The organism is Pedobacter westerhofensis, assembly GCF_900182595.1.
Classification (GTDB): Bacteria; Bacteroidota; Bacteroidia; order Sphingobacteriales; family Sphingobacteriaceae; genus Pedobacter; species Pedobacter westerhofensis.
Genome location: NZ_FXTN01000012.1, coordinates 20,699 through 35,520, shown reverse-complemented (window position 1 = coordinate 35,520; position 14,822 = coordinate 20,699). Strand labels below are relative to the sequence as shown.

Annotated in this window: 11 protein-coding genes; 4 read left to right on the top strand and 7 right to left on the bottom strand. The window is 46.7% G+C overall.

The window, feature by feature from the left end; translation table 11 throughout:
- Positions 1-2 precede the first annotated feature (2 nt).
- From FN831_RS21390 to FN831_RS21375, 4 genes are all read right to left on the bottom strand, one after another.
- The gene (locus FN831_RS21390) at positions 3-1,880 is read right to left on the bottom strand and encodes a RagB/SusD family nutrient uptake outer membrane protein (RefSeq protein WP_142530246.1); all 1,878 of its coding nucleotides are present in this window, start codon (positions 1,878-1,880) and stop codon (positions 3-5) included.
- 34 nt (positions 1,881-1,914) lie between these two features.
- A complete protein-coding gene (locus FN831_RS21385) occupies positions 1,915-5,358 on the bottom strand; it encodes a SusC/RagA family TonB-linked outer membrane protein (protein ID WP_246101678.1) in 3,444 nt (1,147 codons plus the stop codon).
- Positions 5,359-5,519: 161 nt separating this feature from the next.
- A complete protein-coding gene (locus FN831_RS21380) occupies positions 5,520-6,578 on the bottom strand; it encodes a FecR family protein (RefSeq protein ID WP_142530245.1) in 1,059 nt (352 codons plus the stop codon).
- 83 nt (positions 6,579-6,661) lie between these two features.
- Positions 6,662-7,228 carry an RNA polymerase sigma factor gene (locus tag FN831_RS21375; RefSeq protein ID WP_142530244.1) on the bottom strand — a complete coding sequence of 189 codons (567 nt, stop codon included), beginning with the start codon at positions 7,226-7,228 and terminating at the stop codon, positions 6,662-6,664.
- 337 nt (positions 7,229-7,565) lie between these two features.
- Here FN831_RS21375 and FN831_RS21370 point away from each other — a divergent pair, with 337 nt between their 5' ends.
- Both FN831_RS21370 and FN831_RS28295 read left to right on the top strand, forming a co-directional pair.
- Positions 7,566-7,799 (top strand): histidine kinase, encoded by a 234-nt coding sequence (locus tag FN831_RS21370; protein ID WP_142530243.1) that lies wholly within the window; start codon positions 7,566-7,568, stop codon positions 7,797-7,799.
- 68 nt (positions 7,800-7,867) lie between these two features.
- A complete protein-coding gene (locus tag FN831_RS28295) occupies positions 7,868-7,993 on the top strand; it encodes a hypothetical protein (protein ID WP_262711895.1) in 126 nt (41 codons plus the stop codon).
- On the opposite strand, the gene FN831_RS21365 is transcribed toward FN831_RS28295, so the two are convergent.
- Positions 7,990-9,963 (bottom strand): M1 family metallopeptidase, encoded by a 1,974-nt coding sequence (locus FN831_RS21365; protein WP_142530242.1) that lies wholly within the window; start codon positions 9,961-9,963, stop codon positions 7,990-7,992. The genes FN831_RS28295 and FN831_RS21365 overlap by 4 nt on opposite strands.
- A 67-nt stretch (positions 9,964-10,030) precedes the next feature.
- Positions 10,031-10,516, bottom strand: a complete 486-nt coding sequence (locus FN831_RS21360) for a GAF domain-containing protein (protein WP_142530241.1) — start codon at positions 10,514-10,516, stop codon at positions 10,031-10,033.
- A 265-nt stretch (positions 10,517-10,781) separates the two neighbouring features.
- Here FN831_RS21360 and FN831_RS21355 point away from each other — a divergent pair, with 265 nt between their 5' ends.
- A complete protein-coding gene (locus tag FN831_RS21355; protein ID WP_142530240.1) occupies positions 10,782-12,026 on the top strand; it encodes a cystathionine gamma-synthase family protein in 1,245 nt (414 codons plus the stop codon).
- A gap of 69 nt (positions 12,027-12,095) precedes the next feature.
- Positions 12,096-14,363, top strand: coding sequence for a PAS domain-containing sensor histidine kinase (locus FN831_RS21350; RefSeq protein ID WP_142530239.1), 2,268 nt, complete (start codon positions 12,096-12,098; stop codon positions 14,361-14,363).
- Here the strand turns inward: FN831_RS21350 and FN831_RS21345 are convergent, their stop codons facing one another.
- Positions 14,364-14,717, bottom strand: a complete 354-nt coding sequence (locus tag FN831_RS21345; protein WP_142530238.1) for a response regulator transcription factor — start codon at positions 14,715-14,717, stop codon at positions 14,364-14,366.
- Positions 14,718-14,822 lie beyond the last annotated feature (105 nt).

Below are 14,822 nucleotides of genomic sequence, written 5' to 3'. Positions count from 1 at the left end.
CTTTAGTAACCGGGATTCTGTTTCAGGTCTTTGTTTCGGTTGATCTCATCACGGCTAAAGGGCCTGAAATAGATCTTATCATCCCATCTGCGGTCTTCCTGTGCCGTTTCTGTTGTAGGCGTATAAGTATAATCGTACACTGAAGGATCATAATGATAGGGGGCCGACATCGTTTTTCCAGTTTTGAATTTACCGGTGATTTTGATGTAGGTCGTTTTCCTGCCCAGTGTCTCCGGTGCAATCATCCAGCGCCGCGTGTCATGATAACGCTGTTCTTCATATGCCATCTCTATCCGCCGCTCGTGACGATAGATATCCCTTAACGCTGACTGGGAACCTGCCGTTACCGCCGGCATACCCGCCCTGAAACGGATCCGGTTTAACCACAATACCGCCTCGGGCAGCTGGTTAAGTTCTATACTCGCTTCAATATAATTCAGAACCGCTTCTGTATACCTGAAAAATGGCCAGGGCACAAACTGGGGCTGGTTGGCATCTACAATATTGGGATCCGGGTCAATAAACTTCTGGGTGTAATAACCTGTCCAGCTGCCGTTCCAGTTCTCTATAGAGCTTCCGCGGGTATCCAGTCCTTTCAGGGTGATTACGCTGCCCCCTTCCAGCAAGTCATATTCCCCGGTCTGGATCTGGTTGGCAGGATCTACATTTCCCGAGACCTTGTCGCGCGGTTTCCATCCCGCACCATCGTAGAGTATGGTTGCATATAAACGCGGATCACGGTTAAGGTATGGAGCCGACTTCTGTGCCGGATTAGTCCAGCTAAACGCAGTACCATCGGCCATTTCATAATCATCAACCAGCAAACCAATGGGCGTATTTCCTGCCCAGTTGTGGTAGCCGTTCGGCCCGTTCGCCCGCCCATAACGCATATCACTGAGATCTATAAAATACCTGGCGAGGATCAGTTCCGATGCGGCTGCCGCATCAATCCCCGGCGCCTTGCTTCCTCCGCCCATGGCGACACTTTTATAATTCAACCGGCCTTCTTCGGCAGATGCTTTAGTGCTAAGGTTTAGCCTGTAACCAGTACCTGCATCAACTACCGCTTTAGCCGCATCAAGCGCTGCTTTCCATCTCAGATTACGGTCGCCGCTAACGTAGCCCAGGTATTCCGGGTTGCTGTATCCTGAGATCACCGGTGATTTGGATTTTGCCGTTGGAATGTCATGTAGATCGCTTGCCGCATACAGCAGCACCCGGGATTTAAGCGCCATGGCAGCCAGGGAGGAACCACGTCCGGATGGCAGCGTTTTCCCGCGCAGCATCATAATTGCATCCTCACAATCTTTTATGATCAGGTTGATGCATTCCTCATAGGTAGACCTCTTGATCGTGAAATCATCATCCAGTGCATAACTTTTTGTTACGAGCGGCACACTGCCCTGGTAGCGCACAAGCTGCTGGTAAAAGTAGGCCCTCAGGAAATGCGCCTCGCCAAGCAGCTGATCTTTCAGCTGCTGGTCAGTGATACTGTTATCCGTGCCTGATAGCTTCTCAATAGTGATATTGCAGGCACGGATCCTGTTATACATCAGGTTATAGCTCCAGGAATCATCTACCCAGCCCAGTGTGGTCGGGTTGATCGTACTGGCGTTCACCAAATCGATACCCCTGTTAGGATGCGTAAAAAGGCTTTCATCAGACACCGAAGATAGCATCTGCTCGGCAAAACCGCCAACGCTCAGCCCGTTATAGATATCAGTTACAAAAGCCTGCGCCAGGGCCGGGTCTTTCCACACCAGTTCTGCCTGGATCTGGTCAGGCGGGTCTACAGCAAGAAAATCTTTTTTACAGCCGGCCGCTAGCAGCAGCAGGATAAATAAAAAGTAAATATATTTATACTTAATCATCTGTTTCATAGAACAATATATTAATATCTTCATGGACATAGGGTTAGAAAGTTGCTTTAATACCAGAGTTGATCACCCGCGCCTGGGGATAATACTGGGCACTGGAGTTTGTAGATTCAGGGTCCCAGATCTTGATCTTGTCAAACGTAAACAGGTTAAGGCCGTTCACATAAACCCTTAATGCAGAGAGACCTATTTTCTTACAGATTTCTCCCGGAAACGTATATCCCAGCTCCACATTTTTTACACGCACATAATTATTGTTACGGATCCAGTAAGTATTATTTCCTGCGATATTTAAATCAGTAAAATAAGTTTGCCCGCGGTTGGAAAGGCGGGGATATTCACTGCTGGGCCGGTCGATTGTCCACCTGTTTCTATACGACCATTCCAGGAAATTGCCAATATCCCCTGATTCCGTAAGCCCTACGCTCTGTACTCCGCCTGTTGCTCCCTGGATCAACGCTGAGAAGTCAAAATTGCGGTACTGCAGGCTGAGGTTAAAACCACCGGTAAAAGTGGGCGTACTGGTCCTGTCCAGGCGTACCTGATCATCTCCGTTAATCTTTCCATCACCATTTACATCCACAAATTTCATATCGCCCGGCAGTAGCTTTCCGGTAAAGGCACTATAGTTAACCATATTGGCATCAATTTCTGCCTGGTCCTTAAACACGCCTGCATACTGGTAAACCAGCCCTGTTCCTGTTGGCATACCTGTAGAACGCTGCCATTCGGGCGCCCCCGGAGTTTCGTCCCAGAAAATGATCTTGTTCTTCGCATACCCTCCGTTTACACTAACATTATAGCTGAGCTCACCGATCTTATCATTGAAGCCCAGTTTAAATTCAAAGCCCTTGTTGTTTACCTTGCCCAGATTTACCGGGGGCAGTTTATCGGTAATCCCGGAGCTGCCCGGAACAGAATTTGCACGGCTGATCAGGATCTTAGTCCGCTTATTATAAAAATAATCAAATTCCAGGTTGAGCCTGTTGCCCAGAAAAGCTGCATCTAAACCCACATTGGCATTATTGGCTACTTCCCAGCCAAAGGAAAGGTTGGGCACCCTGTTTTCATGCAGTGTTTGCGTTTGCTGGTTATTGGTCACATAATTTCCAAAACCTATGGTACTGAGGTACTGATATTCGGCCAGTGCATCACCAAAGTAGGCTTCTGCGCCCATCTGCCCCCAGGAAGCCCTTAATTTGAGGTTATCTACAAAAGGCACTCCCTCCTTAAAGAACTGTTCCTCGGAAATACGCCAGCCTGCCGACAAACCGGGAAAGAACCCAAACCGCTTGTCTTCCGGAAAGATATAAGACCCGTCTGCGCGCCATAGAAATTCTGCAAGGTACTTTTCCTTATAATTATAACCCACTCTTCCAAAATAGCTTAACCTTGCTCTCCTGAACAGACTGTACGGATCAGAAGCCGGATTGGTGATCGTTTGTTCTTTGTCACTTCCCGCCAGCAGCTCCTGCAAAGCAGTAGAGAGAAAATACCTTCTGGCCGCGGCAAAGGCATCATTGTCTACCTTTTCGCGCGTTACCCCCGCCATTAGTGCCAGGCTGTGTTCCCCGATCTTTTTATCATAGTTTAGCATCCCCATCAGGTTTACCGCCAGCTGATCTCCCGCGGTTTCAGATAAACTGGCATCTGTACGCTGTGAGCGCACGGATCCTGTCAGCACAGGCGTTACACCATCCGGCTCAAAGCTCTTCTTGTCCCAGTAGTATAACGTCCATGGTGTCTGCCAGTTCTTTTGCCTGCCCGAGAATTTATCTATGGCCGCAGTTCCGGTCAATTTCAGACCCTCCACACCGGGAACCCTGATTTCTATTTTGCCGGTCGACTGGAAATAGTCTCTCCTGTCGCGGTTATATCCGGTAAGGTCTGTGGTGATCACATAAGGGTTAAAGCCATATTCTATATCCGGCCCGGGCAGGCCGTTTGGCCATACTTCAGGCTCAGTGGGCTTTCCGCGTACCAGCATCCTGAAAATATCAGCAGCTGCCACCGTAGGATAATTGCGCATTTCTTCCCTCCCGGTAATCCCCAGGCTTGCAGTAACATATTTGCTGAGATTGGTTTCCAGGTTCAGCCGCAGGTCATACTGCTGGTAACCGGTGGCAGATTTTTCATAGTACCCGTCCTGGTCCAAATATCCCAGCGAGATCAGGTACCTGATGTTTTCTGCGCCCCCGTTGATCTGCACGTTGTGTCTTTGCTGGGGCGACCAGGTTTTGAGGGTAGTACCAAACCAATCCGTATTCGGATAGCGCAAAGGGTCAGAACCATCTTTGAACTTCTGCAGCTCATCCGGACGGTATGCCGGACTCAGCAAACTGCCATTATCGGGCCTGGTGTAAGAGCCGGTAGTGTTAAATGCCTGCCAGGCAGCATTCCACTGACTCGTTGGCAAATCCGCACCAAAGATCTTCAGCTCGTTCAGTATCTCTGCATACTGTGAGGAGCTCGACATCTTTGGTGTCCTTGTAGGCTGCTGCAGCCCATAGCTAAACTCATACGTTAGTTGTGGCTTGCCCGACTTCCCCTGTTTGGTAGTAATAAGGATTACTCCGTTTGCTGCCCGCGAACCATAAATTGCAGCAGAAGCATCTTTAAGCACAGATACGCTTTCCACATCATTGGGATTGATCCGCTCAAGTCCCCCGGCGCGGTTGGGAACCCCATCAATCACAATGAGTGCATTATTATTTCCCAGTGAGTTTACGCCGCGGATGCGAATCGTAGAGCCATCATAGCCCGGTTCCCCGCTGGTTTGTACTGCGGTAACGCCGGGAAGCCGGCCTGCAAGGGAATTGGATAAATTAGCGGTTGGTGTTTTGGCAAGTTCAGACCCCTTCACAGCCGTCACCGCTCCAGATACCACGGCTTTCTTCTGCGTACCATAACCCACTACCACGATTTCGGACAATGCCTGACTATTTTCCATCAGCTTCACATTGATTACAGACTGTCCGCCAACAGCCACCTCCTGGGTAACAAAACCCATAAAAGAAAAAACAAGCGTCCCGTTCTCAGGTACTTTCAGGCTGAACTTACCCGCAGCATCGGTGCTGATCGCTATTGGTGTATTCTTTAACTTTACGCTCACGCCCGGTAATGCCTGGCCTCTGGCATCAGTAACAGTTCCCTTCACAATAACATCTGCCGCTGCAGTTGTGGGACGGATCACAACCAACCCGTCTTCCAGCAGCTGAAATTTCAGCCCGGTATCCTTCAGCAGCATATCCAATGCATCCGCAATCAATATATTACTGTTTACCAGATCAATGACCTTATCTGCCGGAAGATCTTCTTCACTGTACAGCAGCCGCAACTGCCCTTTATTTTCCAGCGTGGTCAGCGCGTCCTTCAGCTTCAGGTGCCGGAATTCCAGATCAACTTTCCTGACCTGGGCGTAGCCGGCCGCAGCAGCCTGAAGACAGCAGGCAAACGACAAAACGAAAATCCAGTTTAACATGATCAATAGTTTTTTTGTGGAAAATCGGATGCATACGCCTGCATTGAACAATCCCTTTTTTTTCATAGATTAGTTTTTCAAAGTTTAGCAATCGAACAATGGTAGTTTTACTACCGTTTGAAGGTTAAAGGGGAAGAATGTTGGTCGCATTCTCCCCTTTTTTAATGGATAATCACGTCATGTGCTGAAAGTTTAAAGGTGAATGGTTTGATGAGCTGCATAGCCGTTAAGGCTTCTGTAATACTTTCTTTTGTAAATACGCCGGTAAACCGGTAAGTGCCTGTTAAAGGCGATTCCATACTGATCTTCACATTAAACCAGCGTTCAAACTTTGGCTTCAGTTCAGCCAGGGACTCATTTTTGAATACCAGCCTGTTATCCTTCCATGATGTTTCTTCAATGTATTCTGAGCTGCCTATTTTCAGCGGCTTCACATGGTCAATCAGTATCAGGTTCCTTGTGCCCTTAGTACGGATATTGCTTTTCTGTCGGGAACGCTCCTCCCTGAAAGCAAATTTCTCCGAGGGGCTTAGGATCACTTTTTGTTTAGCACTGCCATTCACATACAATTCGATAGAGCCACGCAGCAGTGTGGCTTCAGAAGTCCTGTCTTCGGGATAAGCCTGGATATTGAAGGCTGTCCCCAGTACTTTGACAGATATTTTTTCCGTATGCACGATAAAAGGCCTGCCAGCAAGATGTTTCACATCAAAGAAAGCCTCTCCCTCCAGATGTACCTTCCGGGCATCTTTTTGATTAAAATCAGCAGCATAGGAAAGCTTACTGCCTGAGTTGAGCCAAACCAGCGTACCATCGGGCAGCACAAAATTCCTGCGCATTCCCTTAGCAACAGAAATCCGGATTTCCGGCCCGCCTTTGTCCCGTACATTCCAGTAGGTAAAACAAACCAGCAATACGATCAGCATGCCCACAGCGAGCGAAAACATATTTTCAGAAGGTTCTGCAGATTTTGTGGCATGGTCTGCCTGAACAGGAAAGTCCTGATGGTATTTAAGCTGGTGCAAGAGATAAGCCTGTCCCGGATCAGGGACATCCTCCGCATTGCCGGCAGATGCTTCCCAGATCTCTTTCAGGATCTCCTCATAATAAACAGCATCGGGATATCTCAAAATCAGTTCATCCAGCTGTTTAAGTTCTTCGGCCGTAGCTTCACCAGCCATTTTCCTGGCCAATAATTCTATGATTTTGTTGGTATCCATCACACCGCAGAAAGTTTATTTTTGGTTTGCAGGTAATAGGACACCAAATATTCAAAAACTCCCTAGTACAATTTGAAAAAAAATTACATAAGCTTAAACTCGGCCTTCAGAATGGCCGTTAATTTTTTAACTGCCGTAACCAAATGTGCATCAACAGTTTTAACAGAAATATTCAGGATTTCTGCGGTTTCTTTGTAGCTCAGGCCGTCTTCCCTGATCAGTTTAAAAACCAGTTTACTGCGGGCAGGGAGCGCGCTGGTTGCGTTCTCCAGTTTTTTCTTCAGTTCGCCGTTAATCAGGAGCTGTTCCGGATTGGGCGTATCCAGTTCAATCTCTATCATGATATCCTCCAGTGCAACCATATCTCTCTTCCTGCCCCTGTTCAGGACATTCAGCGAAAGGTTACGCGCAATTACAAAACTATACACCCTCACATTTTGAATTTCACTGAGATGTTGCCTGTTACGCCAAAGCGTGATCATGACGTCATTGGCCGTCTCTTCCGCCAGCTCCCTCGACTTCAGCAGACAGTGGCAAAATCTGTATAATGATGGATAGAGCAGTTTAAAAAGCTGCCTGTATGCTTTCTCGCTATTGTATAAAGTGATATGGCTGATCAATTCAGCCAGGTTGGGCAGAGATGTAGACATAGGTAAATATTTGGTTAAATCAAATTTAAGATTTTAACTCAAACATCCAAATTTATAATCAAAGGAATAATCCACATGTTATCCACACCTGAATTGATATAAATTAACTATCAAAAGGCACTTATCGTTAATACAATGGATAATTTGCGATATAAGTTGACTCAGATTCACAAAAACAAGAAAGCACAGTAATAAACCTAAAATTATCCTGATTAAAACAATAGTTTTTCCTGTTTGATTTACCATAAAATATAAACGTCAAACCACAGAAGTCACAGTTATTAATGCCTGTCAGTATAATCTTGAACTGGCAGATTTTAACGGATATCTGAATCAGATGGCCGGTCTGATCCCTCAGCTGGTACCTTCTCATGAACTGATCATTACCATGGATGAAAGCCGGATGGTCAGCATTGGTAAGCTGAGGATGGAACAGGTGCTTATAAAGATCGTGTGCAATGCAGCCAAATATTCGCCCGGGGCCAAACAGATTCTGCTGGACGCCAGATTTATGGAGAATGGCGACCTGCTGTTTTCGGTAACTGACCAGAGAATAGGCATTTCTGAATAAGAACTGCACAAAATATTTGATAAATTTTACCGCGTTGAGGATATCACCAGTGTGTTTAACGGAAGGGAATGAGTTTATTTATCTGTTCCCGGATCATCGGTGATCACGGTGGCCGGAACTGGGTGGAAAGTATCAAAGGGCAGGGAAGTACTTTTTTCTTTACGCTCCCTGCCCCTGTTATTCAAACAACTTAATTCATTTTCAGCAAATTATTCCTGCGGTTTACATCCGGCAGTTTATGCTCAGGATCCAATTCCACGGATTTTACTTTTTTCTCCGAGGCAATTCTCAGCACATGTATTTTATTGATCAGCCAGGTTTCAACCGGCAGCACCTGTGTATAAACAGTACCATCCGTAAATGTAACGGCAATGTTTACAGGCATCACCATTTTCTCCAGGTTGGCAACCCTAACCTGTACAAATTTCTTCCCGGAATTGCCGCTGTAAGTCACATCCAGTACCGATTGGTCCAGTTTCCAGTTATGATAAAACCAGCCTTTCCAGAACCAGGAGAGATCTTCGCCCGCACCATTTTCCATAGCATGGAAAAAATCATATGGTGTAGGGTGTTTATACGCCCAATCTGCAATATACTGACGGAAAGCATAATCAAACCGTTCAGGCCCCAGGATTTGTTCCCTCAGCAGGATCATCCCGAAAGCAGGTTTAAAATAAGCATAGGCATGTCTGTATTTCTCCGGAATCGCGTCAGCAGCAGTCATAATCACAGGCGCCTCAGGGTCAGTGATGAAAGGAATGATTTCATCTGCCGGATTTCCCTGGTTTTCAGCATACTCACTGTCCCTTTTTGGTGCATATTCTCCTTTGTTAAACACATCCGAGGCATAAACATCAATAAAAGTATTGAAGCCCTCATCCATCCATGGATAGCGGCGTTCGTCTGAGCCAACGATCATCGGGAACCAGTTGTGCCCTATTTCGTGCGCAGTTACCCAAAACAGTTCTTTTCCTTTATCGTTAATGCCATCGAAAAGAATCCCCGGATACTCCATGCCGCCGGCTATTCCTGCTTCATTGATCGCAACCGGGTAAGGATAGGGATACCATTTCTCAGAAAAATGTTCGATTGAGCCTTTCAGGTATTCTGTTGAGCGCCCCCACCTGTCATTGCCCGCGCTCTCCACAGGATAAACAGACATGGCCAGTGATTTTTTTCCTTCCGGAAGGTTAATCCTTGCTGCGTCCCATATAAATGCTTTTGAAGCGCCAAAGGCCACATCGCGGGTATTTCTCATGATAAAGTGCCATGTGAGGCTTCCCTTTTGTACAGGTCTCGATGCAGGGTCATTCAATTCTGCCGCTGTCCTGATCATCACTGTCTGGTCACTGCTCTTTGCGGCTTCCATTCTTTTGTTCTGGAGCGCAGTAAGCACCTCCCTGGGATTTTGCAACTCGCCGGAGCCGGCCACAATCACATCCCAGGGTACCGTAATTTTATAATCAAAATCGCCATATTCAAGATAAAACTCGCCGCTGCCTAAAAATGGCAGTGTGTCCCATCCTCTTGAATCGTCGTATACGCACATCCTTGGGTACCACTGTGCAATTTCAAAGATCTTTCCGTTTTTTGTAACCGCAAAATCCGTGCGGCTGCCAAATGCTCCCGGCACCGTATATGCATATTCGATCAGGATATTAATCTTAGCCCCGCCTGCTGCCAGCGCCTCGGGCAAACGGATCTGCATCCGTGTATCCGTGATCACATAATTTGCAGGCTGTTTTTTGCCATTCACCACAATATGGACAGATTTGAACTGGTTCCCTTCCGTAGTGTCATCAAAAGTGTAGCTTCCACCAGAAGACTTGGAGCGCGCACCTTTTTTATAGATCTGCTGATCAATTTGCAGCCACAGCGAGCTCAGCACATTCGGGCTGTTATTGGTATAGGTAATATTTTCTGCCGCAGTCAGTGTGTTGCTCAGCGTATCCAGGGTAGCACTGATTTGGTAATCAGCATGATTTTGCCAGTACCTTGGCCCCGGCCGGCCTTCTGCCGTGCGGAACTCATCGCCCCTATGGGTGTAAAAGTTTGGAGAGAAAATCCCCGATGGCTGGTAATTTCCGGCTGCAGGTTTGGTTTGCGCGCAAACAGAAGACAACATCGCGCCGCAAACAGCGGTAAGTAAGAGAGTTTTGTTCATATTTCAATTCGGAAAGCTAAAAGTACAGAATGAAATACAAATCAATGGCCTGTTTACACGCAAATTGTTAAGCCACCTGGCTAAACTCCAGTTCAATCATTTCTGAGATACGTTTGCAGAGCACTCTCATCCTGTGTTTTTGTGTAGCGCTCAGTTCTTTTGGTATTCTCCCCAGCACACAGATACTTCCAACCCTGATGCCGCTTCGGGTGATCAGTGGCATTCCTGCATAAAACCGGATAAAGGGCGCCTTTACCACCAAAGGGTTATCAAAGAAACGCTGGTCTTTAGTCGCATCCGGAATAATCAGCATCTGCTGTGCTTCGCTGATATACTGACAGAATGTATCCTCCTTCAATTGTTCCTGCAGATCTATGCCCACTTTAAATTTGATGTATTGTTTATCACGTCCTGTCAGGCTAATCATGGCTATGGGAGTATGGCAGATAAATGACAGCAATTCGGTCATTTCCTGGAATTCCTTTTTTCTTGTAATTTCTGTTGCCAACAATCGTGTTACGGCGTCAAAATTATCGGGATGAGTGGAGCGCATTCTGAATAATCGTTTTAGTACCAATAATAAACTGGTTTTGAGCGATAAAAGTTTTTCAAATGATCAAACAATCTAACTTTGATCACATATATAGACGTAATTTAAACACTGTGTACCCTCCCGAAACACCACAATGCTGGTCGGTAAACAAATTGACCTGAAAGAAAAACAGAATAGAAAGGGGAATAATGTAAAAGATCGGTTTACAGGTTTTTTTTTTCAAATAAAAGCCGCAAGTTTGCCATCACTGTTAAAATGAAAAGAAATGAACGATAAAAAAGGATTTACAACCACTATATTACATTCAGACCGTCTTCTAAAACCAGAATTTGGTGCGCTCCACCAGCCCATCCATACTGCTGTTACCTGGGGCTTTGAAGACGTTCAGGGATTGGTTAATGTATTTCAGAATAAGGCTAAAGGCTATGCTTACTCCCGTCAGGGCAATCCAACAGTAACAGCGCTGGAACATAAAGTTACACAAATGGAAGATGGAATGGCTACTGTAGCATTCTCTACAGGTATGGCAGCCATTTCTGCCACGCTGCTTGCTTTACTGAAGGCCGGCGACCATATCATTGCCAGTTCTTATTTATTTGGCAACACCCGCAGTGTAATGCAGACCTATATGGACATGGGGCTTGCAATTACTTTTGTGGATGCAACCTCAGTTGAAGAAATCAAAAATGCCTATCAGGAAAATACCAAAATGGTATTTGTAGAAACTATCGCTAACCCGGCTACGCAGGTAGCAGCCCTGGGGCCCATCGGTGACTTCTGTGAAGAAAAGGCAATCATTTACATGGTAGATAATACCATGACTTCGCCATATATCTTCCGTCCCGTAACGGTAAAGGCAAGCCTGGTGATCAACTCACTTACGAAATATATCGGTGGCCATGCCGATGCACTGGGCGGCAGTGTAACAGATACAGGTTTATATAACTGGGTAAACTTCCCCAACATTGCAGATGTTCTGCGCGAGCAGATCCGTCCGGAGATGCTTGGCATCACCCAGATCAGGAAAAGAGGCCTGCGCGACAGTGGCGGAACTCTTGCACCAGAAGCAGCGCATACGATTTCGGTTGGTTCAGAAACCATCGCCCTGAGGCTTAACCGGGCCTGCTCCAATGCAATGGCACTGGCAGAATTTCTGGAAGCCCACCCGCTTGTCAGCAAGGTGTACTATCCTGGTTTAACCAGCCACCCGCAGCATGAACTGGCCGGCAGCCTTTTTAATGGTTATGGCGGACTGATGAGTTTTGCGCTCAATGACGGTGTGGATTGTTTTGCCTTTCTAAACAGGCTCAAGCTCGTGATCAAGTCCAGCAATCTCGGTGATACCAGAACACTGGCCATCCCTGTTGCACATACGATTTTCTTCGAACTTGGGGCAGAAAGACGTGCAGAAATGGGCATCCCCGACTCTATGGTCAGATTGTCGGTAGGCATAGAAGATCAGGAAGATATCCTGCAAGATTTTAAACAAGCACTAGAGCATTCATCATAAATTCATGTTCGCGCTGAAATTTTCTAAACCATAACAAAAATTATATCTTAGTAGCTACATAAGATATCTATGGCAAGCTTAAATTCAGAGCAGGAATTATTTAAATCGCTGGTTGAGGCATCTGCTGTACCAACGGCAATTTATATCGGACAAGATATCGTCATCGCAGCAGTCAATGCCGGTATGCTCAGTTTTTTGGGAAAAGATGCTTCCCTTATTGGAAAACCAGTGAGGGAAGCAATGCCCGATGCAGGCTTGCAGCATATTGTTGCACACATCAGACTTGTATTCAGTACAGGTATCGCCTACCATAAGAAGGAAGACAAAACAGAAATCCTGATTGACGGAACACCGCAGGATTTTTATTTCAGCCATACCATCAAAGCGCTGAGAAACTCCCAGGGAGAACCAGCAGGCGTGGTACAAACCATAGTGGACATTACTGCGCTGGTACTGGCAAGAAAAAAGATCGCAGAAACAGAAGAACATCTTGCATTTGCACTTTCCACAGCCAGAATGCGTGAGCAGCAGCTGTTATGCCTGGTAGACCATAATGCCGACCATATGTCTGTAGCAGATATGGAGGGCAACCTGATCTATATGAACGCAGCTGCGCGAAAATTACTGGGGGTAGATCCTGATGAGGACGTCACTACCCTCAGCGCCAACGACTTTTACTCAGCTGCAGAACTTAAACGCGTACAGGAAACCGTGATCCAGCAAATTAAGGAGCAAACGGGATGGCAGGGAACCATTCGTTTAAGGAACCGCCTTACCCACGAAGATATTCCCTGTCAGGTGAACTATATCCTCACTAAGGACCCGGAAAGCGGAGAGGTCATAGGCCGGGGCGCCACAGTGCGCGACCTGCGGCCGGAGATCAGAGCTAAGGCGGAACTACAGCGCCTGGGGATGATCGTTGATATCAGCGAGGACTTTTGCAACTATTCTGATATTGAGGGTAACACCATTTACCTGAATGCTGCAGGACTCAGGCTCATCGGGATGGATAAAGAAGATATGGGCACAACTAATCTCTTTCAGTACCATACAGAACATTCCGCTGCCGCGATCAGGGATGTGATCATGCCGCAGCTGCACCGCAGTGGCAAATGGTCTGGAACCCTGGAACTGGTACATCAGCAGACCGGCGAAGTAATCCCAATACATAAACAGCTTTTTATTATCCGCGAGGACATCACTGATCTGCCCATTGCAATTGCCGGCATAGCGCGCGACCTCCGTCCGGAGCTGAAAGCCGGAAAAGCACTGGATTTTAAAAATACACAACTCCAGATAGCCATCAGGGAACTTGAATTCCTTGCCAATTCAGTTCCGGTAGTGGTCTGGAGGAGCGACCCGCAGGGCCAGCTGGATTATATCAACCAGCGCTGGAACGAGAAAAGCCCTATCGCCATCAGCAAAGCGCTGGGAAACGGCTGGGCAGAGACCATACATCCGGATGACGAAAAGCGCGCCTGGGCGGCCTGGCGCCTGTGTTTAAACACGGGCAGCCCCTATCAGATTGAATTTCGCCTGCTGGATAAATTTGGTACTTACCGCTGGTGGATGGTACGTGCTATTGCCCTAAAAGATGATAACGGACATATTATCAAATGGTATGGTTCCAATATTGATATCACTGATCAGAAAGAACTGGAAAAGCAAAAAGATAATTTCCTCGGTGTGGCCAGTCACGAATTAAAAACACCGGTCACGAGCATCAAAGCATATGTACAGGTGATGGAAATGATGTTCAGGCGGGCGGGCGATACAAAAAATGCCGAACTGCTGGCCAAGATGGATCACCAGATCAACCGGCTGAGCAATCTCATTGCAGACCTCCTCGAAGTGACTAAAATCAGCACCGGACGGCTGCAGGTGGCCAGTTCAGTATTTAGTTTCAACCAGATGGTGGAAGAAGTGATCGAAGAAGTACAGCGTACCTCCGTCAATCACGAGATACAGAGAAACCTGCACTTTGACAAAGAAATCACCGGGGATAAAGAAAGGATCTGCCAGGTCATCATCAACCTCCTCACCAATGCCATTAAATATTCCCCGGATGCAAGCCGCATCATCATTTCAACGGAGGGGAACGACAGCGAGGTAAAAATATGTGTACAGGATTTTGGTATTGGTATCAGAAAAGATCAGCAGGAGCGCATCTTTGAACAATTTTACCGCGTAAACGGAAACCGGGAGTATACTTTCCCGGGTTTGGGTTTAGGCCTGTACATCTCATCAGAGATCGTAAAACATTTAAACGGGAGGATCTGGGTAGATTCTGTAGAAGGAAAGGGCTCTACCTTCTGTTTTTCGCTGCCCCTGAATTAATCAGGCATACCTGTTGATCACTGCAGTGAGTTCCTCAAGGTCAAACGGTTTCCTGATAAATCCATCAGCGCCTGCCTGTACAGAAAACTGCTGAACAGACATCAGTGCAGATAGCAGGATCACAGGAATACCGGCAGTACTGGCATTGGCTTTCAGCTTTCTGCACAGGTCGCTCCCCCTCTCGTTGCAAAGCCACTCGTCCAGAAAGATAATATCAGGATTTATTTCTGCCAGGCTGTCCAGGATCGTCCCGTCTTTCGCCATGATCACGTCATGGCCATCGTAGTTCAATACCAATTTCAGCATTTCCCTAACGCCTTCGTCATCCTCTACAACCAGCAGCTTTAAACCCATAATTTCCGAAAGTTAATTATCTGTTGTTTGAACAACAGACGATAAAGTTAAAAATAAATAACGCAAAAAATCAATATAAAACAATTAGTATAACACATATACGTT

Coding starts and splice junctions, on each gene's coding strand:
- FN831_RS21355 (WP_142530240.1), top strand. CDS start 10,782: ATGAACGATAAAAAAGGATTTACAACCACTATATTACATTCAGACCGT.
- FN831_RS28295 (WP_262711895.1), top strand. CDS start 7,868: ATGAGTTTATTTATCTGTTCCCGGATCATCGGTGATCACGGTGGCCGG.
- FN831_RS21370 (WP_142530243.1), top strand. CDS start 7,566: ATGGCCGGTCTGATCCCTCAGCTGGTACCTTCTCATGAACTGATCATT.
- FN831_RS21350 (WP_142530239.1), top strand. CDS start 12,096: ATGGCAAGCTTAAATTCAGAGCAGGAATTATTTAAATCGCTGGTTGAG.
- FN831_RS21375 (WP_142530244.1), bottom strand. CDS start 7,228: ATGTCTACATCTCTGCCCAACCTGGCTGAATTGATCAGCCATATCACT.
- FN831_RS21345 (WP_142530238.1), bottom strand. CDS start 14,717: ATGGGTTTAAAGCTGCTGGTTGTAGAGGATGACGAAGGCGTTAGGGAA.
- FN831_RS21390 (WP_142530246.1), bottom strand. CDS start 1,880: ATGAAACAGATGATTAAGTATAAATATATTTACTTTTTATTTATCCTG.
- FN831_RS21360 (WP_142530241.1), bottom strand. CDS start 10,516: ATGCGCTCCACTCATCCCGATAATTTTGACGCCGTAACACGATTGTTG.
- FN831_RS21365 (WP_142530242.1), bottom strand. CDS start 9,963: ATGAACAAAACTCTCTTACTTACCGCTGTTTGCGGCGCGATGTTGTCT.
- FN831_RS21385 (WP_246101678.1), bottom strand. CDS start 5,358: ATGTTAAACTGGATTTTCGTTTTGTCGTTTGCCTGCTGTCTTCAGGCT.
- FN831_RS21380 (WP_142530245.1), bottom strand. CDS start 6,578: ATGGATACCAACAAAATCATAGAATTATTGGCCAGGAAAATGGCTGGT.